Origin of the sequence: Zobellella sp. DQSA1 (assembly GCF_041950555.1) — a bacterium.
In the GTDB taxonomy this organism is placed as follows: Bacteria; Pseudomonadota; Gammaproteobacteria; order Enterobacterales; family Aeromonadaceae; genus Oceanimonas.
The window spans coordinates 3,540,357-3,566,138 of sequence record NZ_CP169531.1 but is presented as its reverse complement, the minus strand read 5'-3'; the positions used below and the strand labels follow the sequence as shown (position 1 = coordinate 3,566,138).

General features: G+C 56.1%; 25 protein-coding genes. 10 read left to right on the top strand and 15 right to left on the bottom strand.

Translation table 11 applies throughout. From position 1 onward, the window contains the following. Positions 1-133: 133 nt before the first annotated feature. A complete protein-coding gene (gene norR / locus ACEVBK_RS17030; protein WP_375056089.1) occupies positions 134-1,675 on the top strand; it encodes a nitric oxide reductase transcriptional regulator NorR in 1,542 nt (513 codons plus the stop codon). A gap of 240 nt (positions 1,676-1,915) precedes the next feature. Here norR and ACEVBK_RS17025 read toward each other — a convergent pair whose 3' ends face one another. The 11 genes from ACEVBK_RS17025 to ACEVBK_RS16975 all read right to left on the bottom strand — a co-directional run bounded on the left by ACEVBK_RS17025 (position 1,916) and on the right by ACEVBK_RS16975 (position 7,718). Continuing rightward, positions 1,916-2,011, bottom strand: a complete 96-nt coding sequence (locus tag ACEVBK_RS17025) for an IS3 family transposase (protein ID WP_375056088.1) — start codon at positions 2,009-2,011, stop codon at positions 1,916-1,918. Between the two features lie 127 nt (positions 2,012-2,138). Then, entirely contained in the window at positions 2,139-2,402 is a 264-nt protein-coding gene (locus ACEVBK_RS17020; RefSeq protein WP_375056087.1) for a hypothetical protein, read from the bottom strand. Positions 2,403-2,410: 8 nt separating this feature from the next. Then, positions 2,411-2,713, bottom strand: a complete 303-nt coding sequence (locus ACEVBK_RS17015; RefSeq protein ID WP_375056086.1) for a hypothetical protein — start codon at positions 2,711-2,713, stop codon at positions 2,411-2,413. A gap of 104 nt (positions 2,714-2,817) precedes the next feature. Beyond that, entirely contained in the window at positions 2,818-3,339 is a 522-nt protein-coding gene (locus ACEVBK_RS17010; RefSeq protein ID WP_375056085.1) for a cysteine hydrolase family protein, read from the bottom strand. A 97-nt stretch (positions 3,340-3,436) separates the two neighbouring features. Continuing rightward, entirely contained in the window at positions 3,437-3,748 is a 312-nt protein-coding gene (locus ACEVBK_RS17005; RefSeq protein ID WP_375056084.1) for a cupin domain-containing protein, read from the bottom strand. A gap of 80 nt (positions 3,749-3,828) precedes the next feature. Beyond that, on the bottom strand, positions 3,829-4,350 hold the full coding sequence (locus tag ACEVBK_RS17000; protein WP_375056083.1) for a class I SAM-dependent methyltransferase: 522 nt from the start codon (positions 4,348-4,350) through the stop codon (positions 3,829-3,831). A 237-nt stretch (positions 4,351-4,587) separates the two neighbouring features. Then, positions 4,588-5,037 carry a hypothetical protein gene (locus ACEVBK_RS16995; protein WP_375056082.1) on the bottom strand — a complete coding sequence of 150 codons (450 nt, stop codon included), beginning with the start codon at positions 5,035-5,037 and terminating at the stop codon, positions 4,588-4,590. 87 nt (positions 5,038-5,124) lie between these two features. Beyond that, on the bottom strand, positions 5,125-5,661 hold the full coding sequence (locus ACEVBK_RS16990) for a GrpB family protein (RefSeq protein ID WP_375056081.1): 537 nt from the start codon (positions 5,659-5,661) through the stop codon (positions 5,125-5,127). Positions 5,662-5,731: 70 nt separating this feature from the next. Then, complete coding sequence (locus ACEVBK_RS16985; RefSeq protein ID WP_375056080.1) at positions 5,732-6,073, bottom strand: GFA family protein; 342 nt, start codon at positions 6,071-6,073, stop codon at positions 5,732-5,734. 138 nt (positions 6,074-6,211) lie between these two features. Continuing rightward, positions 6,212-6,532 (bottom strand): hypothetical protein, encoded by a 321-nt coding sequence (locus tag ACEVBK_RS16980; protein WP_375056079.1) that lies wholly within the window; start codon positions 6,530-6,532, stop codon positions 6,212-6,214. 766 nt (positions 6,533-7,298) lie between these two features. Then, positions 7,299-7,718, bottom strand: a complete 420-nt coding sequence (locus ACEVBK_RS16975; protein WP_375056078.1) for a PGPGW domain-containing protein — start codon at positions 7,716-7,718, stop codon at positions 7,299-7,301. A gap of 336 nt (positions 7,719-8,054) precedes the next feature. Here ACEVBK_RS16975 and ACEVBK_RS16970 point away from each other — a divergent pair, with 336 nt between their 5' ends. From ACEVBK_RS16970 to ACEVBK_RS16950, 5 genes are all read left to right on the top strand, one after another. Beyond that, the gene (locus tag ACEVBK_RS16970; protein ID WP_375056077.1) at positions 8,055-9,272 is read left to right on the top strand and encodes an NAD(P)/FAD-dependent oxidoreductase; all 1,218 of its coding nucleotides are present in this window, start codon (positions 8,055-8,057) and stop codon (positions 9,270-9,272) included. Positions 9,273-9,289: 17 nt separating this feature from the next. Further along, entirely contained in the window at positions 9,290-10,555 is a 1,266-nt protein-coding gene (locus ACEVBK_RS16965; RefSeq protein WP_375056076.1) for a phosphatidylserine/phosphatidylglycerophosphate/cardiolipin synthase family protein, read from the top strand. A gap of 183 nt (positions 10,556-10,738) precedes the next feature. After that, entirely contained in the window at positions 10,739-10,918 is a 180-nt protein-coding gene (locus ACEVBK_RS16960; RefSeq protein WP_375056075.1) for a CsbD family protein, read from the top strand. Next, positions 10,915-11,310 (top strand): PRC-barrel domain-containing protein, encoded by a 396-nt coding sequence (locus ACEVBK_RS16955; RefSeq protein ID WP_375056074.1) that lies wholly within the window; start codon positions 10,915-10,917, stop codon positions 11,308-11,310. Before ACEVBK_RS16960 ends, ACEVBK_RS16955 begins: the two co-directional genes overlap by 4 nt. Positions 11,311-11,405: 95 nt before the next feature. Next, complete coding sequence (locus tag ACEVBK_RS16950) at positions 11,406-12,596, top strand: AI-2E family transporter (protein ID WP_375056073.1); 1,191 nt, start codon at positions 11,406-11,408, stop codon at positions 12,594-12,596. 717 nt (positions 12,597-13,313) lie between these two features. Here the strand turns inward: ACEVBK_RS16950 and ACEVBK_RS16945 are convergent. Together ACEVBK_RS16945 and ACEVBK_RS16940 are read right to left on the bottom strand one after the other, a co-directional pair. Beyond that, on the bottom strand, positions 13,314-16,406 hold the full coding sequence (locus ACEVBK_RS16945; protein ID WP_375056072.1) for an efflux RND transporter permease subunit: 3,093 nt from the start codon (positions 16,404-16,406) through the stop codon (positions 13,314-13,316). 10 nt (positions 16,407-16,416) lie between these two features. After that, the gene (locus ACEVBK_RS16940) at positions 16,417-17,676 is read right to left on the bottom strand and encodes an efflux RND transporter periplasmic adaptor subunit (protein WP_375056071.1); all 1,260 of its coding nucleotides are present in this window, start codon (positions 17,674-17,676) and stop codon (positions 16,417-16,419) included. Positions 17,677-17,782: 106 nt separating this feature from the next. Between ACEVBK_RS16940 and ACEVBK_RS16935 the strand changes: the two genes are divergently transcribed. After that, a complete protein-coding gene (locus ACEVBK_RS16935) occupies positions 17,783-18,433 on the top strand; it encodes a TetR/AcrR family transcriptional regulator (RefSeq protein WP_375056070.1) in 651 nt (216 codons plus the stop codon). On the opposite strand, the gene ACEVBK_RS16930 is transcribed toward ACEVBK_RS16935, so the two are convergent. Both ACEVBK_RS16930 and ACEVBK_RS16925 read right to left on the bottom strand, forming a co-directional pair. Continuing rightward, a complete protein-coding gene (locus ACEVBK_RS16930) occupies positions 18,398-19,426 on the bottom strand; it encodes a S66 peptidase family protein (RefSeq protein ID WP_375058594.1) in 1,029 nt (342 codons plus the stop codon). The two genes, ACEVBK_RS16935 and ACEVBK_RS16930, sit on opposite strands and share 36 nt — an antisense overlap. A gap of 434 nt (positions 19,427-19,860) precedes the next feature. After that, on the bottom strand, positions 19,861-20,235 hold the full coding sequence (locus tag ACEVBK_RS16925) for a lysozyme inhibitor LprI family protein (RefSeq protein ID WP_375058593.1): 375 nt from the start codon (positions 20,233-20,235) through the stop codon (positions 19,861-19,863). An 822-nt stretch (positions 20,236-21,057) separates the two neighbouring features. On the opposite strand from ACEVBK_RS16925, the gene ACEVBK_RS16920 reads away from it, so the two are divergent. The 3 genes from ACEVBK_RS16920 to ACEVBK_RS16910 are packed head-to-tail and all read left to right on the top strand — an operon-like array spanning position 21,058 to position 25,757. Then, complete coding sequence (locus ACEVBK_RS16920) at positions 21,058-22,980, top strand: flavin monoamine oxidase family protein (RefSeq protein ID WP_375056069.1); 1,923 nt, start codon at positions 21,058-21,060, stop codon at positions 22,978-22,980. Between the two features lie 11 nt (positions 22,981-22,991). Next, a complete protein-coding gene (locus ACEVBK_RS16915; protein WP_375056068.1) occupies positions 22,992-23,963 on the top strand; it encodes a heme-binding protein in 972 nt (323 codons plus the stop codon). A 9-nt stretch (positions 23,964-23,972) separates the two neighbouring features. Further along, positions 23,973-25,757, top strand: coding sequence for an alpha-keto acid decarboxylase family protein (locus ACEVBK_RS16910; protein ID WP_375056067.1), 1,785 nt, complete (start codon positions 23,973-23,975; stop codon positions 25,755-25,757). Positions 25,758-25,782 lie beyond the last annotated feature (25 nt).

The window sequence follows — 25,782 nt, the reverse complement described above, 5'->3', positions numbered from 1 at the left end:
TATTATGGTTACCTATTTAGCAACCCCCGTGCCAGTTTTTAATTTATTGATTTTTAACAAATTAATATTTTGATGGTAAAAAATACCCTGGTCATATAGGGTAAATAAAACCCTTTAAAGGTAAAAAATACCCATGCTCAATGAAATCCTGCTCGCCGATCTCACCACCGAACTGCCCAGCGCGGTGCGGCTGCAAAGCCTGGTGCGCACCCTGCGCGAAAACTTTCGTTGCGGTGCCGTGTGCCTGCTCAAGCTGCAGGGCGAGGTGCTGAGCCCGGTGGCGGTGGACGGCCTGGTACGCGAGGCCCTGGGCCGGCGCTTTGTGGTGGCCCAGCATCCCCGGCTGGCGGCCATCCTGGCCAGCCGCAGCACAGTGGCCTTTCCGCCCGACTCCACCCTGCCGGACCCTTACGACGGCCTGCTGGAGCACCATGTGGGCGAGGCGCTGCCGGTGCACGACTGCATGGGCATCAGCCTGTATCTGGAAGGGGATTTATGGGGCGCCCTGACCCTGGACGCATTGGAGGCGGGCACCTTCGACCAGGATGCCCGCGAGCAGTTGCAGCGGCTGGCGCTAACGGTGGAGGCGGCGGTGCGGGTGACCCGGCTGGAGCAGGACATTCGCGGCCTGCGGCTGGCGCGCCAGGACGCGCCGGCACTGCTGAGCGAACGGCTGGATGGGGAGATTCTGGGCCAGAGCGCCCAGTTGAAACGGCTGTTGCAGGAACTGGACGTGGTGGCGGACTCGGAGCTGCCGGTGCTGCTCACCGGGGAAACCGGGGTGGGCAAGGACCTGTTCGCCCGCCGGCTGCACCAGCGCTCTCGCCGCCGCAACCGGCCGCTGGTACAGGTGAACTGCGCCGCCTTGCCGGAATCCCTGGCCGAGAGCGAGCTGTTTGGCCATGTGAAGGGCGCCTTTTCCGGCGCCGGCAACGCCCGGCCTGGCCGGTTCGAGGCCGCCGACGGCGGTACTTTATTCCTGGACGAGGTGGGCGAGCTGCCGCTCGGCATCCAGGCCAAGCTGCTGCGCACCCTGCAGAACGGCGAGATCCAGCGGCTGGGGGAGGATGCCCCGCGCAAGGTGAACGTGCGGGTGATTGCCGCCACCAACCGCCAGCTGCACGACAGCGTGCGCGACGGCCACTTTCGTGCCGACCTGTATCACCGGCTGTCGGTGTATCCGGTGCCGATACCGCCGCTGCGCGAGCGGGGCAGTGACGTGCTGGTGCTGGCCGGCCACTTCCTGGAACTGAACCGGGGCCGGCTGGGGGTGCGCAGTTTGCGGCTATCGCCGGCCGCCGAGCAGGCCCTGTGCCAGTACGGCTGGCCCGGCAACGTGCGCGAGCTGGAGCATGTAATCAGCCGTGCCGCCATCAAGGCCCTGGGCCGGGGTGCGGCGCGGGAAGACATCATCACCCTGGAGCCGGAGCTGCTGGACCTTTCCGGTGACCTGCACCGCCCGGAGAGCAACGCCACCACGCCGGCGGCGACCCCGGGCGGTCAGGCGCCAACCCAGCCCCCGGCCAGCCTGCAGGAAGCGACCAACCACGCCCAGCGCCAGGCCATAGAACAGGCGCTAAACGCCAGCAACCACAACTGGGCCGCCGCCGCCCGCCTGCTGGAAATAGACCCCAGCAACCTGCATAAACTGGCGAAAAGGTTGGGAATGAAGTGAGGGGGATTTTAGGAGAGAGCCCCGCTGCGGGAGTGGGGGGGGAGTGAACGGGTGTGGTTTTTGTGTGAAAGAAGGGGCTACTGTTCGTGGGTAACTCGGCCGCTTAACGCCGCGTTAAGGTGTGAACAACGCCACCACCTGACCTAAGCCATTGTGCCGTAAACACTAAAGCTGATTCAAACCGAAAATGCTAAGCATTGAGAACTGGTGTTCACCCGATAAAACGGACACACATTGTTGTTAAGCGGCTTTCTCGTACTGTATCGGAGATACATAATCGAGGTTACTGTGCAGCCGTACCCTGTTGTAAAAATACCGGATGTAATAAGAAATCATGAGCCCATGACCTTGCTAGATAGTCAAAAAGCAAGACCTGACCCCAGGACTCTGACCCCAGGACTCATGACCCCAGGACTCATGACCCCAGGACTCAGCGGTCGCAGGCAGAGAATACCGCACCTTGTTATGTGTTTTGTTGTTTAAGGTAATTAATAACTTCACTTAATACCTCTTGCCCCATTGTCTTGGTGACCCATTCATTCATATCTCCATCTAAGAAATCTTGCCACGATGTACTTCTTGATCCCGATGAATGTGCATGCCTACCAACTGTCGACCAGACTTTTTGTTCATCTGAAATAAATACCCGGTAAAGCTCACCGTCTGGGATGTCATTTACCCATTCTTCGAGGATTTTACGAGGGGTAAACTTTGGTTTTTTAAACACTTGTTTTCCTAATGCACATAACGCTGCGTGCAAGGGCGAGAGTTTACGAGCGTACCACCGCTGCTTACGGCGGTGTATTGGCACGATCTTTTAAATGCTTCGCTCACCATGATATCTTTACCAAATGTACTATCGATATTTTTGTATGCACTCACAGGACCGGTTGTAGCTTTACCGAGCCAATGCGGAAGCTCTTGGTGAATAATACAACATAGTTCGCTTTCAGAAAGAGAAAGCTGCAACCTCGGCAATATGGTGCCCACCTCTGGGTCGTATTCATCCTCAGGAGCTCCCATTTCGAGAAAGCCCATAGGGGCTCCTATTCTGATAGCGTCGCCTACCACGCGCCAAAGCTTGCGAACAATAAACCATGGCAGTGGCTCGTCATCGTCAAACCACCGCGGCTCACTTCCTGCTAGCCCGCTGTCAGCGCTTGCGTGGATACTAGCGAAATATTGGGATGCTTTGACAGAGTAAAGCTATGATGAGCAACGATTGATGATGCATCCATGTGAGGTTTGCTATGCGTTGTATGTGCATCCTCTATCAAGGTAACCTTATAGCCTCGGTCAGCTGCGCTAAAGGCTGTTCTGTCAATGCAGAAGTCTGTTGAATAACCACAAATAATGACATGCTCAATGCCATCTTCATCTAAATAATCACTTAGGTCTGTATCATGGAATGAGTCTGGATGCTTTTTTCTAACTTTGACACCGTAATCCACGAGTGAGAGTTCAGAGAATAATTGCCAAGCATAGCTCTCAGGTTCAAGAATGCCCGGTATTTCATGTTGTATGAATACTGTTTTTAATTTACATGAGTTTGCGTAACTCACAAGTCTGTTGATATTTTTGACGACATTTTCAGATAGATACGGAGGATTGCTTGAGCCAAAAACTCCATTTTGTGCATCCACGACTAAAAGTGCTGATTTCATACATTCTCCTTTTGAGTGCTACGGTTGCCAACTGCGGCAACCGTAGCACTTTTTTACGCGAAGCGCACTGCGTAGGTTATCCGTCAGATTGGCCTAGTTATACACTGCCCTCGCGCTCAACTACCAGAACGCGCACTTCACCTTGAGGGTGCGCAACATGCTCTGTTCCTACCGACGCAAAGAATATATCACCAGTTTCTAAAATAACCGAACACTCATTGCCATCTTCTCGATAGAGCATTTTCACAACTCCATCTAAAACGACGAAAACTTCTTCTCCATCATTTACATGCCATTTGTAAGGCTGGTTAGTCCAGTGAATTTTTGTAGTAATACCTTGCATATTTGCAATTTGCCTTGATCCCCAAGCACGCTCAGCAACGAACTCTTTTCCTCTTAGTACTTTCATTCTTTAGTTCCCACTTATTACTCAATTGGACCTGCGTATAACTCTCGTAGCAGAAGCAACTACCCTGCTGCCTGCGATTGTTACACGGCATGTGCCACCAACATTTGGGTGGCCCCTTTTTGAAACTGATAATCAACAGGTTGAGTCAAAGACTCAATGCCGTCAGCAGCCAACGCCTCCATGACCACAGGCAAGTGCTTTGATGGAGTACCATCTAATGAAATCAAAGGATAAACCCTAACCTCGGCGGCAACTCGGCAGAGCTCTCTCATGCCTTGAATATGCTGCTCCAGATCGAAGTGATCACTGTACAGAAACAGAAAATGCGAGCACAAGGCCAGATCAAACTGATGATCTTCAAAGGGAAGAGACGGTAGGGAGGCGTATACATAACGGCCGGCTTCAAGTCCCTGGTCATAATAAGAGAGGAATTGTTGCATCGCGTTCATGCGCACTTTCCTCAGATCTTCGACGTCCTTGATGCTTCCCCAAATATATTTTTCTGTATTTCTCTCCAGTTGAGCCATGATCTGAGGATAAACCTCGTCAATTCGCTTCAGGATCTGCTCACCAGTGAATTGGTAGACAGGATCAACAGACACGACATTGCCACCGCGTTGAGTGAGTTCCTAATTGAAGCTCGCCGGACCATCGCCACAACCAAGTATCTTCTTCTGGAGATCACTTCCTGATAGGTCAAAAATAGAACGGTACTCTTCGAACGATCGCCCCCATGGTATAACACTATCAAGCTTCACTGCAGACTCTCCTTAATGATGTGTAACGCAAAGCACACGGACGACAGGCCGCGGTGACGTCCCAGCCGAGAGTGGTACGCATTATGAGGCATTTTTACTACCTAATTTTGACCACTGCTGCCAAGAGCCAACAGCAAACAGGCCACCAATAAACAAACAAATACCTGAGCTAATGAGCCAAAATGTCAGGCTGTTTTCTGGAAATATGGGCATCAAACCAATGAAGGAAACACCCCGAAATATAAATATTCCTGTAATGACAACCAACGCTAATCTTGTGAGCGGTAAACGCTTAATTGCGCCAGAACCAGAAAGCCCATAAAGTGCCCAAATAAAGAGTATTAAAATAATGGCAGAAGTGACCATTGTGGGATACCAAAGACCTTGCTCTGCCATCTGAACCATCTGTTCGCCTGCGCCAAAGAAACGATACCAGTCTGCGCCGAATACGATACAGCCAACATGAGCAAGCGCAGCTACAGCACAACAAGCTGCCGCAGCGAGAAGGTACTTATTACTTTCAGAATTCACCTTTCCTCCTTAAATACCTAACGTTTGACATGAGGGGCCGCTGGAGGCGGGCGAAGCCTGCCGGAAGCTGTCCCCTCGATGGAAGGATTAGGTCTTGCGCACGGTGGCACGGACGAACTCTGCCTTTGCATTGGTGTAGGCCTCCCGATCTTTGAGATGAGTTGCGGCGAGCCGAGTCTTGAGCGCGGCATACTTTGCTGCGAGTTCTGGACTGGACCGTAGCGCATTGCGAAATATCAGCCGCTCATGCCAGACGGAACTGCCATGGACGACGAGATGAAGATGATGCGTTCGATGCCCGTTTGCCCAGCGCATGAACCACTTGCGATCTGACAAAGACTCGTTGAACTCTGCAGAAGTGGTGTAGCCGGATTGGCACAATGGCAGCGCAAGTCGTTCAGCAACTGTGATGGACTGAACGCCGGCAAGAATGTCGATGACTGGTTTGGCACTGAGTCCCGGAACCGCAGTGCTTCCGATGTGCTGAACGTCTTTGAAGGTACTAGGGAACAGAGATAAGAGGCGATCTCGCTCGACTTCGAACGCTTGAGGCCAGGAGGCCTCATACGAGTGTAGTTCTACGTCTTCGTAGATGGCTGCGAGGAGGGATTCTTCTTCGGTCACGGCTGATTCTCTGCTAGGCCTAATACAAAGCGCAGCGGCGCGAACTGCTGCGCCTGGTTAACTGTATTAATCACCTGTCTGGCTGCCACTCTTTGTAGCTGGGGACGCCTTCATACGCCAGCCACTCAACATCGTGACCCGTCCAGATACGGGCTTCTGGTTTTAAGCCTGGATCTTCATCCAAGGTCGCGACCCGCAGAATAACATGTGGCTGACCAGGCCTTTCTGCTACTAAATGGGTGCCACACACCGAACAAAAATGCCTCATTTTTCCAGGACTAGATTCAAAGAACGAAAGTTTATCCTCTCCGCACAACCATCGAAAATTTTCTCTCAGCACACCAGCGGTAGGCGCGAAAGGTGCAGCATGTGCTTTTCGACAGGTTTTGCAGTGGCAAAAAATGATTGGCATATCAAGTGAGGCAACCTCATATTCTATGGTCCTACACAAACAACTCCCTCTCACGAGCTCCCCCTTTGTACAGTTAACGCCCGAGTTACGGGCTGGTTTGTAGCGGTAGCAGAAAACCAGTCCCGGTACACGCGATCGTTAGCTTTTTTGTTCGACAGCAGATTTCAGGCCCTGCAATGTTCCCGGCAAACCTTTCCTAATTTGAGAACCGATAAGCCGGCCAAACAACGGTGAAAGCGAACCTTCAAAACTCACTCGGTGCAATGCTTTTGTTTCACCTGAACTATTTGAAAGCTTATGTTCAAAGCGCATAACGCAAAAAGAAAGCTTGTTTTCTACGGTGAATGAACAGTTGGGCACAACCTCAGTAAGAACAATTTTCGCCTTGGGTCCCTTCGATGGCTGAAGCGACCCTGTTCCTCCAGGAATAAAGGCACCGTGAATGGAAGATGCTTTCACGTGGGGTCCTACGACGACTAATTGCTAACGTCAGCATACAAAACCGAACACCTCTTCGGCGGGCGCAGCGATGACAACTTGTTCTTCAAACTTCATGTGGCTTCCTCATTGGGTACAGCTAACAATTTTATATTGACCTGGCTCAATTTCACTCATCGGCCCAGCTTTCCTGGATGCTTGTAATATGTTGATATTAAAAGGCAAATATCAGTTGTTCGTATCCGTTCTGCCGCAAAAGCCGGGATGGCTCAATAACTCCATTATCAGTCGCATTTACGTGTAAGGCTAAATTATAACCTTATAATATCAAAGGGGTTTTATAAATAGAGATAGAAAAAACGAGACATTCGATGAGTGTAATCGAGACTGACACAGTACCTTCTGCCATTAGCACTGTATATTTTGTTAAATATCCCCACGCTACCGCCCGTCGCTGATCCTGGCATAAGCGCATCCCTGCTTCTCCGTTTGGCTCTCATTGTTAACCACCTATGCTGAAAAAGGCAATGCAAAATAACTCCTTTGCCTCGGGTGGTGGGGGGATTGTGGGCAGCGAAACAACTTCTTTGCTATCCGCCCTGGAAAGGCGACCATGCCCGCCCGCTAGGAGGTAAGGGCCAGGGACAGCTCTTGCCTTTTGCTTCTCTCACGAGAGCCCGCGGCAAAAGACAGCCTGGCCTCGGAGCGCGCGCCGTCTGGCACAAACCGGCGCAAGGCTGGGGCAGCAGCCGGGGAGGGGAAGGTTAAAAGCAGCTATTTCTAATGCCTAATCATTAAAAATCAAAGGGGGTCGCCCGGCTCGTCGGCGCAGCCAGTCCACGCCCTGGCGCACCGAAGGTATCATAAAGATCCGGCGCTCCAGCCGGTACTTGCCCGGGAAGTTCAAAAACACCAGGGCGATCAATATGGTCAGCAACCCTTGCCCCGGCAATACCAGCATGGCAATGCCCATCAGCAGGAGCACCATGCCCAGCAGATTTTTCAGTACCAGCAACACCCAGCGGATCACCGGATGCTGCCTGGCCCATGGCACCGGGTAACGATACTCGCCAGAAAAATAATCCACCGGGATCCGCAGCACCAGCCAGGGGATCACCAGCAGGGAGCCGATAAAGCCAACCAGGCTGACAATGCCCAGTGTCCATATTAACGCCGGATTGCTTGAGATTTGAACTAAACTGTCCACGGTAAACCTTGCACTTTGAAGTGAAAACGAATGCCTAAGTGATGTAATTATGATGGTTTTCTTACAAGTCGAGCGCCGTGATCACGTTGGTTACCCCTTGGTTTCTTTGACAAGGCCTGACCCTGCTTCTCTTTTCGTAGCCATGATGCTCACGCCGCTGGCGAGAGCTTTCTGTGCGTAAGCGTACAGGGGAACCAGAAGCGTCTCGATGGGGTGATGGATCGCGACTCTTCGATGGAAAAGCAGAGTGCGCTCCGCTTTGCGCTCGGTGTGGCAACGCACCGACGCGGCTATCGTCGCCCTCTTAGACTGGTGGCAAAGCAACAGGAGTCGTCGATGGACTTGAAAAGCGGATATCCATACTGGGCGGTCAAGAATGGCCTGATGTATGCCTTCCCGCAGCTTGATGCCGACCTGAGTTGCGAGGTGGCGGTGGTGGGCGCAGGCATCACCGGCGCGCTGATCGCCGATGAATTGGCTGCCCACGGTCACGATGTCGCTGTGGTTGAGCAACGTGACGTTGGCTGGGGCAGTACATCGGCCAGCACCGCCTTGCTGCAATATGAAATCGACACCCACGCAATAGATCTTGCCAGGCGCTACGACCAGGCCTCAGCGCTGCTGGCGTATCAATCCTGCCTGCGCGCGATCAGCGAGATCGGAGAATTGGCTCATACGGTTGGCGATGTCGATTTCGCCAAGTGTGAAAGCCTGTACTACGCCAGCAATCGTGCTGATCATTCTCGCTTGGCCGACGAATTTGCCTGGCGGAAAGAGCACGACTTTCCGGTTCGCTGGCTGAGCCGCGCCGTACTCAAGGGCGAGTACGGACTGACTACTCCAGCCGCCATCCTCAGCTCGGTGGCCGCCCGGGTTGATCCCTACCGGCTCGCCTCGCGGCTGCTGCGCAGAATGCAGCGACAGGGCACGCGCGTGTTCGATCGCACGCAGGTGAAGACCATCACGGCGACGACACATTCGGTACAACTGACCACCGACAGTGGCCTGTCGATCAAGGCAAGGCACGCCGTGATTGCCAGCGGCTACGAAGCACAATGCTGGTTGCGTCAGCGCGTCGCGAAGAATCTCAGCAGTTACGCCTACATCAGCGATCCCGTCGATCCTGCCGAGCTGGGCTGGTTGGCAAGCACACTGCTGTGGGAGTCCGCGCGGCCGTACCTGTATCTGCGCAGCACCGGCGATGGACGGCTGTTGGTGGGGGGGGAAGACGATGACCGCGACATACCGGCGCGCCGGGATCGCATGGTCGACCGCAAGGCGGCGACGCTGCAGCGTAAGGTCGCACGGTTGTTTCCTCACCTTCATGCACGACCGGCGTTCGCGTGGGCAGGCACCTTTGCTGAAACCAGCGACGGGCTGCCGCTGTTCGGTCACCACCCGCAGTACGGGCCATGCGTGCTGTTCGCGCTGGCCTACGGTGGCAACGGCATCACCTACAGCATGCTCGGCGCCGAGTTGCTGCGCGCGCAGATCGAACGCCGCCCTCATCCATTGACAGCGCTGTTCTCCTTTTCCCGATTGCGATGTCATTGACCAGGAGCCGCAAAGCCATGTTCTGGGTTATCGGAGCCACTGCGCTGGCCACCGGCCTGATACTGATGTTGTTGCAGAACTTCAAGACACCCGAGGGAGTGATGGAGCGTAAAACCGAGCATCGCTATGCCGTCTCCGATCCGCAGTTTCGGCGCGAGATGTCCGTCCTGCTGGGCCCGGCGATAGTACGCGGCAATCACGTGACCGCGCTGCAAAACGGCAACGAGATTTTTCCGGCGATGCTGCAGGCCATTCGTTCGGCACAGACGTCGATCACCTTCGAGACTTTCATTTACTGGTCGGGTGAAATTGGTGAAGCGTTCTCGCAAGCGCTTTCTGAACGTGCCCGCGCGGGCGTGCCGGTTAGCGTCATTATCGACTGGGTCGGCAGCATCAAGATGGAGCAGTCGCTGCTGGATTCCATGCAGGCTGCCGGTGTGCATCTGCATCGGTATCGACCGCTGCACTGGTACAATTTCGGCCGCATGAACAACCGTACCCATCGCAAACTGCTGGTGGTCGATGGCCGCATCGGGTTCACCGGCGGGGTAGGCATCGCCGATCAGTGGACTGGCGACGCCGGCGACCCCGAGCACTGGCGAGATACTCACTTCCGGATTGAAGGGCCGGTAGTGGCGCAGTTGCAAGCGGCCTTCGACGACAATTGGATCAAGATCACTGGCCATGTGCTGAACGGTCCGCGCTACTTTCCGACCCTGCTGGAGGAAGGCAAGATTGACGCGCACTTGTTTGTTGCCTCGCCCTCCGGTGGCAGCGAGAGCATGCACCTGATGTATCTGCTTGCCATCGCGGCGGCCGAGGAAACTATCGATCTGGCGGCGTCCTACTTTGTGCCCGACAGGCTGTTGATCGAGGCCTTAATCGCAGCCCTCCGTCGCGGGGTTCGCATTCGCATCCTGTTGCCTGGGCCGCACATGGATTCGCTTACAGTCAAGATCGCCTCCAAGGCCGATTGGGGGGCGCTGCTGCAAGCCGGCGCCGAGATCCACCTCTATCAGCCGACCATGTTGCACACCAAGCTGCTGGTCATCGATACCGAGTTCGTTTCGGTGGGTTCAACCAATTTCGACATGCGTTCGATTCGGCTCAATGACGAAGCGAGTCTGAATATCTACAGCCGCGACTTCGCCACTCAGATGACGGCGGTGTTCGAGGCCGACCTGCTGGCGGCGGAGCCGTATTCCCTGGCCAGTTGGAAGAGCCGTCCGTTGCGCGAAAAGTTTTCCGAAAAAATTCTGCTACCCATCAAATCACAGCTTTGACTCAGGGGAGCAACGAGATACGGGGTGTTGATGGAGGCTGGTCTGAAAAATGACTCCGCATACGTTAGGCAACGCACCGACCCAGCCCCTGGATGTCACTAACTTAGGAGTCTCACCCTGCATCGACATGAGTTCATGGTAAAGGGCAGAACCCGAGCGGAACGATCACCTGGAAACTAGCTTATGAACAAAAATCAGGTCAAAGGTCGTGCAAACGAGGCGAAGGGGAAGCTCAAGGAGGCTGCCGGCAAGGTGAACGACGACGGCAGCACTAAGTACAAGGGGAAAGCCGAGCAACCTGGCGGCAGGGCTGAAGCCAGGTACGGAGATCTCAAGAGTGACGCCAAGAGGGCATTGAAATGAACAATACAACGACACCATCGGACAGCAGGCGCGACACCGACTATGGGCTCCATCCCACAGTCACGTTGCTGAGTGCCTCCACCATTACCGGCGACGAAGTCTGTAACATGCAGGAGGAAAAGCTCGGCAAGATCCAGGACCTTATGCTCGACATCACTGAGGGCAAGATACGTTACGCAGTTTTGTCTTCGGGTGGGTTTCTGGGCATGGGGGATCGCCTGTTTGCTGTTCCGTGGCAGGCCTTGACGCTGGACAAGGAGAACAATCGTTTCATGCTCGATGTAGATGTCGAGCGCTTAAGGAACGCTCCGGGATTCGACAAGGATCAATGGCCGAATATGGCTGACGCAATCTGGAATTCAACCATCGAGTCCTACTACGCCAGGAAATAGGATCACCCAGTAGGCTGAACGCGGAAGGTCCGGATAGTGCCGCTACCCGGATCAACCGTATCGGAGTGGCCCAGCAACTAACGCAGGAATTCGCAATGCCCCACGACATGCAGGAATCCCTGGCTGACGGGGCGAAGGTAGCCGGTAAAGATCCGGCTGCGTTGCGTCCGGACAAGCGGCTGTTCAATGCCGTTGAGCTTCGTTTGTTTCGCTACACGGCGGTTTTGTTGTCCCTGGTTGCACTGACCGCGCTGATCGGAATCATCATGTGGGCATTTGGCTGGATACTGAATGCGTTCTACAACCTGCTCCTGTCGCTGTCCCTGGCCGGCATTCTGGCGCTGGTGCTTTATCCGGTGGTGGAGTTTCTCCAGAACCGGCTTCGCCTACCCCGTCTGCTGGCCGTCAGTCTTCTGCTGGTGGTTTTCTTTATGGCTATCGGGGGGCTGATTTTCCTGCTGGTCCCCACCCTGGTCAGCCAGGTCGTCCAGTTGATGACCGTTTTGCCCGACACACTGGCAAGCTGGCAGGAACGTTTCTCCGCCCACTTCCCGGGACTCAGTTCCATGATTTCCTCCCGCATGGAAAGCCGTAGTGGGGAGGTGTCCCAGCCAGCCCTGGAAAACGCGGGCACGACCATCATGTCCTATCTGGGGCTGTTGGTCAGTATCGGCTTCGTGCCCCTGTTCCTGTTCTTCGCCCTGCTTTCCGGCGACGCACTCCGGGGAAAAGCATCCGAACTGTTATCCGTCTTCAGCCCCCCTTCCCAGCAGAAGACATTGTATTTTATGGATGTGTTCGTGGGATACGTCACCGCCTTCTTTCAGGGCCAGCTGATCATCGCCGTGTGCATGGGAGCCTTGTATGCCCTGAGCTTTACGCTGATCGGCCTGGAGTTCGGCGTGCTTGCCGGACTGATGCTGGGGCTGCTGAATATAGTCCCCTTCCTGGGGACCCTGCTCGGCCTGCTGGCGGTCCTGCCCATGGCCTATCTGCAGCAGGATGGCGGTGTTGAATTGCTGGTCCTGGCCGGAGTGGTGTTCGCGGTGGTGCAAGTGATTGAAAGCTGGCTGCTGACACCGAAGATCATGGCCAATCGTTCGGGTCTGCACCCGGCACTGGTGGTTATTTCCCTGTTCTTCTGGGGCACGGCCTTGAGCGGCATTATCGGCATGGTACTCGCGGTGCCCCTGACGGCGTTCTTCGTCGCTATCTGGAGCGAGATCAAGGCCAGCCTGAAACGCTCGCTAAGCAGCCGGGAGCCAGGCCCTGAAGGAAACCGATAAGATAGCGCCAGGGCAAGATGACGACATTCCCACTCCTGCCCAGACTTCCGGCAGGTGTTTGGCACTTGATGAATGGCGTCATAGTCACTACAAGCATCCGCCCAACAGTTCATCCCATGTTAGATCGCGCGCATTGATGGACCAACCAAAAGAACCATGATGGCCAACCATACAATAAAGAAAATTCCAAGCCCAATTAAGATTGAAATAACAATTCTCTGCCAACTTTCCAACCTCTTTAGCTTTGGGCCTCGCAGAAGAACTCTCCCTCCGGCAACCAAAAGGGTAACCATCACGATTAACCCAATGCTCGTTGTCATCTAACCGCTCCAGGATGCTGCCCAGCGCCACCGTTACTAGCTTGTAGGCTCGGTCCGGGTCATTTGCCGTCTTGTAATCGTAGTCAGTATTCGCCCCAGGCATCATTCGGAGAACGTAATGCCCATCGTTCCTGGGGGAAGGGATGAGCCGGCCCCGATTCCAACAGGCGGCATAAAGTGAACCGCAAGCCCCACCAGGGCGAGAGCACGCGGGGTCACGTTTTGCCCCTTGAGCGGCACTTCGGTGTGCTTATTCACCGATTGCGGCCAATGAATAAAATACGGCTGGAACTGGGCTGTTCATCATCTGGCCCAACGACACGGTCACTGAGAAGTGTGGCGATAAGGCCGGCCTGAAAATTAGTGAGGCGCTCGATTGGGAGGCCTCCTGAAAGCGTCAATTCTTCGATGCGTTGGCCCGGTTCTCCGGTGGCGTGATCTTAAAAAACAGGCAATAGAGCGCCGGTGTCACCCCCAGCGTCAACACCGTGCCGATGGCAAGGCCAAAGGCCATGATCGACGCCATGCCGTAGAAAAGAACGTCTTTCCCGACGATCAGGGGCAAGAGACCTACGATGGTTGTTATCGTTGTCATCAGTATCGGCCGCAAACGACGTGCGCTGGCGCTGATTACGGCATCAAAATCCGGTTGGTCGCCCATCCGTCTCTCGATATCGATTCTGTCGATGAGCACTATCGCGTTGTTCACGATGATTCCCGCCAACGCCAGCAGTCCTAAAATGACCAGGAAACCGAATTGCGCCTGCATGAGCTGTAACCCAATGCCTACGCCGATGACGACCAGGGGAATGGTCAATACCACAATCAGGGGGCGCCGATAGTCGTTAAATTGGGCCACGAGTAGGAGAATGGATAGGCCGATGCACAACGGAAAACTTGCAAAGAGGGCCGCCCGGCCGATTTTCGAATCTTTGACGATGCCGTCAAACTCGACCAGGTGGCCCGGAGCCAGTCGCTCATTAAGACTGTCAATGTGCGGTTGTAACAGAGGCGCCATGTCTTCTGGCGATATGAAAAGGTTCCGCGCCTCCACAGTGACGGTGCGGGTGAGATCTTCCCGATGGATAAAGCCAAAGCCGCGTTGCGCTGCTATCTGCGCGATGTGTTCCAAGGGAACCGGTTCCGCAGAGCCCTGAGGAAAGACGGGGATTGATTTCAGGCGTCCCACGTCATTGCGTTCATGGGCCATTGCTCGCGAAATGATCGGGAATACCTCATCACCATCCCGGAACGCGGACACCGGCTGACCGCTAACGAAGTTGGACAGCGAGCGAGCCACATCCGTTGATGACACTCCGGCGCGCTGGGCCAATGGCTGGTCGACGTCGATGGCCAGGCGCGTTACCGGATTATACCAATTGCTCCAGATATCGATGGTGCCCGGGATGTCCGCCAACATTCGCTCGATGGCTTTGGATTGCTCGACGATATAGTCGGCATCCGGTCCTTTTACCTGGATCTGGATGACGTTGGGGTCGGAGGGCCCCAGAAACATACCGGAGACTCGCGCCTCTACGTCACTGAGTTTGCGCCTGAAATCATCGCGAAGCCGGGGAATGGCCGCTGAGGCCGCCTCCCGATCTGTGGCGTTGATGACGAAGAAGCCGACGTGCGGGGCCGGATCCAGGGGAGCCAGCGACAGCACAAATCGTGGTCCGCCAAAGCCTACGTAGGCTGCAAAGTTCCCGAGGTCCGGATACCGTTCCTTATCCGAGATGATGTCCATCATCTCTTTCATCCGAGCATCGGTGGTGCGGGTGGTCACGCCTGCGGGCAGGTTGACGTACACCAGGATCTGGGCACGGTCGCTGTCCGGGAAAAACTTGGCGGGCGCACTCTGCACCAGAAAACCGCCGACCGGCAGCAGGGCAAACATGGCGCTCACGAACAGTAGGCGGTATCTGAGAATCCGTCGAAGCAGGCGGCCATACGCCGTTTCGATTTTACCGAACAGGCCCTCTGGCTGTTCCGGGGCGGCTCCTGTCGCTTTTTCGGGGGCTTTCAAGAACAGGTAGCACAACGTGGGAGTAACGGTCATCGCCAGGACCCAGGACGCGGAGAGCGAGATCAGGATCACCAACGAAATATTACGTGTGTATTCTCCCGAGGCGTGCTCTGCCAGCATCAAGGGCAAGAAAACCAGAATCGTGGTCAAAGAGGAAGAGAGCAGGGGAATAGCCAGCTCGCGACCCGTTTGAGCCAGAGCCTGGTCGCGATCACCATGCTCCCCCAGCAAGCGTTTGAAGTGTTCAGCAACCACCACGCCGTTGTCGACGAGCAAGCCGAGGGCGATGACAAGCGTCGCCAGGCTCATTCGTTCAAGGCTCATCTCAAAGACACCCATGACGGCCAGGGTCGTTAGCATGACCGCAGGTACGATGGAGCCGACGATTAATCCGGTTCGCACGCCGAGAAACAGAATGACAAGGCCAAGAACAATCGCCAGGGTTTGCAGCACATTGGCTGAAACCCCGTACACCGCGTTTTCAACCTGATCCGCCTGCCAGGTGATTACATTCAGATCCAGGCCCACGGGCAAGGCCGCGGTGAGTGCCTCAATGACCGCCTCTGCACGACGTGAGTAATGCAGAACACTTTGGCTCGGCTGCATTGCGATCGAGAGCACCACGCTGGGTTGGCCGTTAAAGTAGGCTCGTCTCGGCGCAGGATCAGCAAACCCCCGGGTTACCTCCGCTATGTCTCCAAGGGCAATCAGGGAGCCGTCCTCGGGTACCCGAATCAGCAATCGCCGAATGTCGTCCACGGTCTTGAATGCACCGGTAGGAATGAGGGAAAAGGCCCGCTCACCGGCGTCAAGTTGACCACCAGGCGCAATGGTATTCTGCGCGCTGAGGGTTACCGCAATGGCGTCGGGTGGGATCCCGAGTTCCGCAAGCCGTGCACTCGAAACCTCGATGAAGATCCGTTCTTCGACGGCGCCGATGATCTCGACCTTGCGGGTCCCGGGAACGGTGGTGAGGGAGTCCCTGGAATGCTGGGCGAAATCGTAGAGCTCGGCGAGATCGTAATCTTCACCGGTCAACGCCAGCGTGATGATGCCGACATCTCCGAAGTTATCATTGACCCGGGGTGGGCTTGTGCCTTCGGGCAGTGCCGGGGCTTTTTCCTGTACGGCTTCTTCCAGCTCGTCCCACACCTGATCAAGCTCATTCAGGCGATCATAGGCTTTGGCATAGATAATGGATTGGCCATCCGAGGAAATGGATCGAATTTCCTCCACTCCACTGACAGTAAGTACCGCCTCTTCGAGGGGTTTGGTGATCAGCATCTCAACCCGTTCAGCCGGCAAACCTGGGTACGCAGTGGTGACAGTGGCTTCCCGGATCGTGATTTTGGGATCTTCGCGAGCCGGGAGCGAAAAGTAGCTGAGGGCCCCATACACCATCAGGGCCACTGCCACCAAAAAAACGGCGGGGCGAAAACGAAATGCCGCTTCAGAGATCGTCATTCAAGGCTCCTCACTGGTTGTATCGGGCGAGGCCAACACCCGCCGTTTGGACGGGTTCTCCGTCCTCAAGCAAATCGACGCCTTTGCGGACGATCAATTCGCCGTGCTCGAGACCAGACAGGACTTCAATGTGATGGGTGCGTAGAGCGCCGAGCTTCACGTTACGGGCCACGACTCGTGCCTTGCCGTCTCTCCGTTCAACGACGAAGACCTGGCCGAGCCCATCACCGACGGGGACATAAGCCGTCAGCGGGATGAGCAGGCTTTGCGCTTGCCCCTCATGTCCCCAGAGCGCTTCCACGGACTCCCCTGGGCGCAAGGAATGGCCGTTGCTTTCAATGTTGACCGTGACCGGAAAAAGGCCCGCTCGATTCGCTTGGGCTCCGACCTCCGTCACGAAGCCGTTTGCCGAGATCCCCCTATGGGGTATTGATAGTTGGACGCGTTGACCTTTATCCAGATCGCGACGTGCGCGTCCCGGGATGTGGATGACGGCTTCCAGCCGGTGACGGTCGCCGATTGCCCGGAGCATGGATTGGCCCGCTCCGACATATTCGGACGGTTCGGCAAGGCGGGCAACGATTTCTCCGGAAAAAGGAGCGATGAGTTGCGTGTCCGCAAGCCGTTTCTCAGCTTGGGCGACCTGGGCCTTGAGCGCTTCAACCTGAGCTCGTGCTCGATCAAATCGTGCCTCAGCTTGGTCAACTGCGGACGGGGAGGTGGCTCCTGTTCCAGCAAGAGCGGCTCGACGCTCGTAATCCAGCCGAGCACCACGGAGGTCAGCCTGAGCATGCTGCAGGTTCGCCTGCTGGGCCCTTAACTCCAGCCGTAACGCCTTGTCATCCAATTCCGCGAGTGATTGGCCCCTCTCAATGCGATCACCCAGATCGACATGGATTGTTCGAACGGAGCCGCTGATTTCAAACGCGAGATCGGAACGATCGGCCGCCTGCAGAATACCGCTATATCGAGAAGTTGCCCCATCGGCCAAATCAACGGGCGTGACCATGACGGTCCGCTCCACGGGCATCTTGGGATCCGGGGGCTGGGAGCAGCCATGTTGCAGGAAACTGGCCCCCGCCACGAGCAGGGTGAAAACCAGTTCGCGGACGTTGCGAGACGATCGCTCTACGCTGCGTGATGTCATCATATGCAATACCTTCAAATGTGAACGGCTGATGATCTGTGGGTCCGTCAGACTTGCGTGATCGCCTGAATCGGCTAAAATGACCATGTGGTCAGTATATGACTGACTGGTCAGTTTGGGCAAGGTTTACCGCCGCAGAGCACGGCTTCCGCGGGACTTGAGGCTCGGGGCGACAATTTGGCCGTGCCAGGAGCGGGTAAGACCTGCAACGTGGAATAAGGAGAAAACAGTGGAACTCGATAAGCCATCGGAAAAACAGCTGACACGCTCGCAGCTTCGTCGTCGGGAAGATCTGGTGAGAGCGGCCCTCAAAGTGTTCGATGAGCGCGGATTCGAAGGGGCCCGTATTGATGATGTTGCCCGGGAAGCAGAGGTCGCCAAAGGTACGGTATACCTGTATTTCGAAAACAAAGAAGCCCTGTTTCAGGGCGTCGTTCGCGACGTTGTCGGGCCAGCCTTAAAAGCGGTCGAACTTGCGGCCGAGTTGGAATCCAGTGGGGCATCCGAGCGACTTGAGAGGCAGGTCCGGGCCTTCGGCAAGTATCTCGGTAGCGGTGATCTGCGGATCATCTTGCGCCTGATGATCGCGGAAGGATCAAAAAATGAAAGTTTGAGGCACTTTTATTATTCCACCATTGTCGCACCGGGTATGGAGGCCATTCGGCGATGTTTGAGAGATGGTGAGGCCAGTGGCGAATTCAGGAAAGGAGCCGGAGACATCCAGCCACAGGTCTTGGCGGGGGTCCCCATGATTACGGCGATCTGGCAGATACTGTTCGCCGATTTTTCACCTCTGGATACCGATCGGGTGCTGGAGGACCACTTGAAGACCATTCTGGACGGATTACGGCAGGCCGCAGTCAGATCCGTGCAGCCATGATCCGGTAATGTTGAACTTGCCACGGTCAAAGTCTATTGCTGCCTGTACTCCGATTGGGGTCACCAGCATCGGGTGTGTATGGCAGCTGTCGAAACCGCTGAATATGGGCAAGCTTTGGCCATTGAGCACTTCTACAAGCACATCGAGAGGGGTCCTTCCCGAGCCCTTGCTATCAAATAGCTCATGTTTTCCAAGGATGATGGCCGACACCTTATCGAAGATGCCACAGTTCTTGAGGTGGCAAAATGCCTTCTCAACCGTTTCAATGCTTTTCAGGGAGTCCTCTATTAGAAGAATGTCACCATCATGGATGGCAGGCATGTATGGGCTGCCCCATATTCCCGACATGGTATTCAGGTTCCCGCCAATCAAGCGTCCCGATACCACGCCTTTTCCTATAAAATCCCAGTGGTTTTTAATGACCGGTTTGGGTGTGAATTGATTCTCCCAGTCTATTCTTTCTTCGGTCCAGTGCTCAGGCATGCTGTATTCAAAGGGAAGAGCCTGATGTTTGCATAAAAAACCAGAGAAGGAGTCGAATGTCTCCTCAACCAATGGTGCTAGCTCTCCCAGCGAAGCCACCAGCGCAGGGCCGTAAAACGTGACCAGCCCGGTTTGTGCATGGATACCGAGCAGGATGGCGGTGACATCGGAATACCCAATGATAATTTTAGGGTCACGTCTCAGAGCGTCATAGTCGATATAAGGAAGTAATGCGTTGCTATTGCTGCCCCCGATGGTCGACATAATGCATCTGACATCCGGGTTACGGATCAGGCCGTTCAACTCCTGTGCGCGTTCCTGTATGGTTCCCGAGCGGTAATAATCTCTTTCTCCGGTTAATAATCCGGCTTCCAGCTGAAAGCCTTTTCCCTCCAGAAACGACCTGGCCCGGCTGAACCGGTTGGGAGCGTATGTGGTTGCCGGAGATGATGGTGAGAAGAATCCAATCTTGTCTCCTGGCTTCAACCTTTTGGGGAGTAGTGTCACCAGTTGTTATCCCGTTGTATCTGGTTACGGAACGATAAGTGCCTGCCAAACAAATCAGATATTCCTAATTTGGAGCTTATTGTTAGATAACTGATCCTAATGGTGCTACATCGACCGCACCGCACCGCACGCAGACACGCCGTGAACCCATCATCCCTGGGGGCTCCGCCGCGCCATCCCTGGCGCGGTGGGTCTGCTTAGCGGTACAGCGCCCGCTGTCTTGATGGATCTACCATTCGGAACAGCTATTTAACCGCCACGATTGAAAAAGGCAATACCGAGTATCGTCTCTTCCTGCGGTTATTCGGGGCCGGAGTTCAGCCAAGCAGCCTGTTCGGTACCCATCATAAAAAGGTGACCGCCGTCAGATAGGGGAGGTGGCGGGCGGAGATGGGCCGTGGTATGGCGGACGGCCCGGCCTGAATGCCTGGCTGGGCTTATCTGTGAACAAGGGAAGCGAGTGGTTGCAGGCAGTCGCTTTGTCCATGTGTACGCTCCTCGTTTCTTGTTCTTTCAATGCACTGCGTTGCCCGCTGTACGTGACCAAGTCGCTGCTCCGTAAGGGTTACTTCGCATATGATGGCGTGGGTCGATGGCCAGGTTCCCCCGGCTCCGGTCAGGGAACCGACGAGTTCGCATTCTTCCCGTCGGTAATTCAACCAGGCAGCCTGCTGTGCTTGCAACGCCGCGACCACTCTTTCCATGCCGACAGGAGCGCTCAACGCTACCTGAGCGACAAGCTCCTGGTGCTGCCTTGCGAGTTGCTTATCGAGGTGTTGCTGTTGTTCAGCTTGCAGCAAGGCGGTGTGCATCGCACTGCCCTCCGGCCAGCATTCGGGTCTGTCCGAGCACTCGGGCTGGGTGGCGGGGTAGGCCCCAAATGTCACCGCCGACAGCACCAACAGCAGTCCTTGGGTCCGCATGTCTTTCAGGTTCAACAAGGGTGCACCCATCTCTGGCTTTGTCCGCTCATGGCTCCAGTATGTTACATCACTGCTCGGAATAGTAGTTCGCCGGAGGCCGCCGGGCAGGCGACCAGCCCGGCATTCCTCCCGTTAGCGCAGGGCTGCGTAACACGCGGGGATCCCGCTGAAAGGTTGGTGATTGGTATAATCAATAATTCACATTGCATATGAAGGATCCTTCCCGATGAACTGGAATATAGCCGCGGTCGTTTAAAAGACACCGGAAATCAAGCAGCTGGATCCATTTGGAATCGTGCAGTGTTACCGATGCTACTCTTTGTTTTTTATTGCTCGAACTGTATATGTCTTTTTAATATAAGCGGCTGTTTGCACTTTCTATATAACCCTCCTATATAGATATGCATATACAGGGAGAGGCCGTATTATCGTTCTTCGAATCGCTGTATTTCCCCCTGATAAAATACAGTTTCCCGTTTTCATGGCTACCGTGAAAACGGGTTTGCAAGCTGTGTTTTTAACTCATTTCCGTTAAGTCACCGGAAAGTAAGCAGTTATCTACCAATGGTGAGTTTTTTCGGAATGTCCGGACGAACAGGCATTGTTCGTGTTTTTCAGGCAATGTTTCATCTGTCCAACGCATCTAATAATAAAGCCGGGAGCTATCTTATGACACACTTTACCCTACGTGATCTTCTTCACGGTAATCCCATGCCAACCCATACCGATACGCTGGTCGTCGGTGCCGGCATGGCTGGCCTGTATACCACTTGGCGTATTCTGGACGCCGATCCTCAGGCGGATGTATTTATTATCGACAGTTCCAATCGTACGGGAGGGCGCCTCGATTCCGACGTGGTGAGAATTGGTGAGATCGAAGTAAAGGAGGAAGAAGGTGGGATGCGCTTTACCTTCGATCAAATGGATAATCTGATGAGCCTGTTCATGATACTGAACATCGATGAACAGATTGTCCCCTTTCCCATGAACAGTGGCGGCAATAACCGGCTGCTGTTTCGTGGCCACAGCTTCAACAACGCCGTGTCGGCCGAGGACGATTTTGCCATTTGGTCGGAACTGTACAATCTGGCTCCGGCCGAGCAGGGGATGAGCCCGAATGCCATCATCAATACGGTGTTCAACCGTATCCTGGAAGCCAATCCGGATTTCAGAGAAAGGCCCGAACAGCGGGGCCCGGAGTTCTGGCAGAAGTTCCGCCTGGATTGTCAGTGGAAGGGGATCAAGATGAAGGACTGGACCCTGTGGAACCTGTTCAGCGATATGGGCTATTCCAACGAGTGCATCACCATGCTCTATCGGGCGGCTGGCTTCAACGGTACCTTTCTCTCCGAGATGAACGCCGGCGTTGCCTACCAGTTGCTGGAAGAGTTTCCGGCGGATCCCCAGTTCAGAACCCTGGCGAGCGGGTTCAGCACCCTGCCCAATGCCCTGGTGGAGCGAGTCGGCAAGGAACGCATCTATCTCAAAACCCAGCTGCTGAGCATCAGCAAGCCGGAGTCGGGGCAGGGCTACCGGCTGAAGTACCAGACCATTAACGAGTTCAACCAGGTCAGGTACGGCGAAATGACGGCCAACAGGGTCATACTGGGTCTGCCCCGGCTTGCCCTGGAAAAACTCTTCGTGGGCTCCAACCTGCTCAACGAACTGCCGCCGGAACAGTCGGAAAAACTGTGGAACACCCTGCATACGGCCAGCAACCAACCCCTGCTCAAGATCAATCTCTACTATGACAAGGCCTGGTGGGGTAACAAGATGAGCGGTCAACCCGAGGTGGCGTTTGGCCCCAACTTCTCGGACACGCCGTTGGGCTCGGTATACCCCTTCTACGCTATCGATCAGGCCAGCTTTGCTGCATTGGAATACAGCGACTGGCTGAAACAGCACGGTGAGCAGCCGTCGCCCGAAGTGGCGGAGAAACTCGAAAAAATCACCCAGTCGCGCTACCAGCAGCCGGCGGCGCTCACCATTTACTGCGACTACCTGAACATCAACTACTGGCAGACGCTGCAGGGCAACGGGAAACTGTTCGACTCACCGCTGCAACGGGAATTCACCGAGCGTCAGCCGCAAACCCTGTTCGCCGCCTCGCAAGCGGTGGTGGAACAGGCCACCCGGTTGTTCGGGAAGCTTTTCAATACCCACTACGTTCCCGCGCCCATCCTGACCAGCGCCCGGATCTGGAACGGCACCACCCGTTTCAACGTGAACGCGAGCCAGGAGTTCGGGTTCGGCGTTCACCAGTGGGCCGTGGGGGCCGACGATAGGGAAGCCATGGCATTCCTCTGCGAGCCCATCGAGAACATCTACACCTGCGGCGAAGCCTTTTCGGACTATCAGGGCTGGGTTGAAGGTGCGCTGCGTTCGGCCAATCTGGTGCTGGAAAAAGCGTTCGGCCTGGCCCCCATCAGCCAGGTCTTTGAAGAACAAACCGGTCAGTCGCCATCCTGCGCCGTTCAGGAGGCGTATCAGAAACGGGCAACGGCCCTGATCAGGGAATATCTCAATCCCAACTTCGACCCGGGACGTGGCCAGGCCCGTGAACACGGCGAACGGATGGCAGGTGCCGACCGTCTGGTGGGGGCGGTTACCCTCAGTTATTTCGATCAGGAATAGGAAGGCCAGTCATGAAAACATTCGATACCAACGAGTTTCAGCGTCTCGGTGGCGCCTCCAGTAGGCTGCTGAGCCACGATCCTGGGCAGGAACTGCTGGAACGAGCGTCGACCGAGACCCTGACGCCGTCCCAGCTCACCACTCAGTTTTTCAACGATCTTGAAGGCAGCTGGTTCGGCAACAAGGGGTGGAACATCATCGCGCTGCCGTCCAGAGGCTCCACGCCGCAAAGCCAGGGGGCGTTCAGGCTGCTGGTCATCCCCTATGCCGAAACCCTCGACGTGCGCAATGCGGGGGCGCCCGCCCGCAACCGGGGCGGTAGCGTCGACCAGTTTGTCGCGGCGGTGGAATATCGGCAGCGGGTGTTCAACAAGGACACGGGAGAAGCCTTGCATGTCGAAAATGGCATGTTCATGAACCTGTCTGAACTCGTCGACAACGACAGCCAGACCCAGCCGCCACCCGAGTTCAATGTCGCGCGCAGCGGTACCATTCCCCACGGCGACGCCATCATGCTGCTCAGCAAGCCGCCGTTCGTCGAGCAGGGGGCGCCGAAGATCCCGGATATCTCCAGCCTGCCCCCGGATATCGGCCAGGGGGCGCCGCTCGGTTATCTCGATCCGTACCTGATGCCGCGCCAGGGCATCAATGTCGGCAACCCGAACGCGACCCTGCGCCAGGATCTGGAAATCCAGGCCGGCGAGGGCTTTGAAATCCTGGAGACGAAGACCCTTGTGCTGGACTCGACCCAGGCCGGTGGCATCAACAATATTCCCTTTATCGTCCACCATGCCAACGCCACCCGGATGCAGGCGGTGTTCTGGCTCGAAAAGGTCCGCAACACCAGGACGGGGCAGGAATTCGATCAGCTGCAGTACACCCAGATCATCGATCTCGCCTTCCACCTCAAGTTTGGCCAGACGGATCCGAACGATCTGATCACCTGGCCCCACGTCACCATCAACACCATGGTCAAGCAATAGGAGCCGGGAATGGAACAGGATATTACGGTTGCCCAGTACCTCAAGCTCAGGTTGGAACAATTGGGGCTGAAGCAGATGTTCGGGGTGGCGGGCAATTACACCGCCCCTCTGCTCGATACCATTCTGGCCGACGATAATTCGCCAATACGCATTTCGGGCAATGCCAACGAGTTTTGTGCCGGCTATGCCGCCGATGCCTATGGCCGGCTGACGGGGTTCGCCGCCGCCTACGTTACCTACAGCGTGGGCGCCTTCAGCATGCTCAATACCCTTGCCGGCTCTTTCGTTGAACAGGTGCCGGTGCTGTTGATCAACGGCGCGCCGACCAACAAGGAGGACAGCACGGAAAAGAACACGGGGCTGCTCTATTCCCATACCACGGGCTATGAGTTTGTCGATATCAACATGTTTCGTCCCATCACCGTCGCGGCGGAGCGGATCACCAATGCCCGGCAGGCCATCTACCAGATCGACTCGGTACTGACCGCCATGCTGACGGAACACCGCCCCGGCTACCTGGAGATCTGCGAGGATGTCTGGCGTGCGCCCTGCCGGGCACCGGTCGGCCGGCTGTGCTCCGGGCGGGAAGACATCGTCACGGTCAGCGAGGTCGACACCGCCGTGGCGGCGACCCTGGACAAACTGCTCAAGGCCGACAAGGCCATCGTCTGGGCGGGGATAGAACTGCAACGTTACGGCCTGCAGAGCACCTTTGCCCGGCTGATGGAGGTCCTCAACCGGACCCTGGCCACCCCGGGGCAACCCATACATTTTGTGACCAGCGCCTGGAGCAAGTCGGTGCTGTCGGAGCGGCACCCCTATTTCGAGGGCTGCTATACCCTGACCATGGAGCAGATCGACAACCTGGTCGGCAGCGATGGCGTCCTGCTCGGGGTGGGCGCCAATACCATCGGCAAGGATACCGGGAACCAGAATATCCGGGGGGAGCGGACGCTGCTGGCCTGCCAGAACAGTCTGTTTGTCGGCGCCGAGTACTATCCGAGCGTGCTGCTGGGTGCCTACATGGAACGGCTGATCCAGGCCCTGGAGCAACGGGCCGCCAGCCGTCATCTCAGGGGGTTGCGGCTGAGCCGGATGGTGCAGGCGAGCATGCAGGCGGGCCCGCTGCAACTGGGCTACGACAGTTTTTTCGATGCCCTGGGAAGCTGGCTGACCGAGGACGACGTGCTGGTGGTGGATGCCGGCTTCCCGCTGATCGGCGCGCAAAGCGTACCCATCGCCGCCCAGAGCGGCTTCGTCGCCCAGGCTGCCTGGCTGGCCATCGGCTATTCGGTGGCCGCCGCCACCGGGGTGAAATGTGCCTGTCCGGACAAAAGGGCCGTGGTGGTGGTGGGTGACGGCGCTTTTCACGAAACCTGCCAGGCGGTGTCGGATCACCATGCCTATGGCCAGAACACGGTGGTGTTCGTGCTGGCCAATGGTATCTACGGCATCGAGCAGAAGCTGGTGAACCCGAATCCGTTCCGCCAGGGCGACGGCCGGCGGGACTATCTGGATCCACTGCAAAACCGGGTCTATCCCTACAATGAGCTGCCCGCCTGGGACTACAGCAAGCTGCCCGAGGTGTTCGGCGGCAAGGGGCACAAGGTCGGCAGCCTGGACCAGTTGGCCTCGGTCATGGCGGAGATCCGGGCCAACCCGGCGCAAAACTATGTAGTCGAGGTGACGCTGGAGAAAACCGATGTGCCGGCGTCGATCGCGGCCCATCTCGACTCGGATGTGGGGGAAGACGAAACCGATAACCCAAACTGGCCGCCGGCCGGCATCTTCTGACACCCGGCGGGGGTGCGCCCCCGCC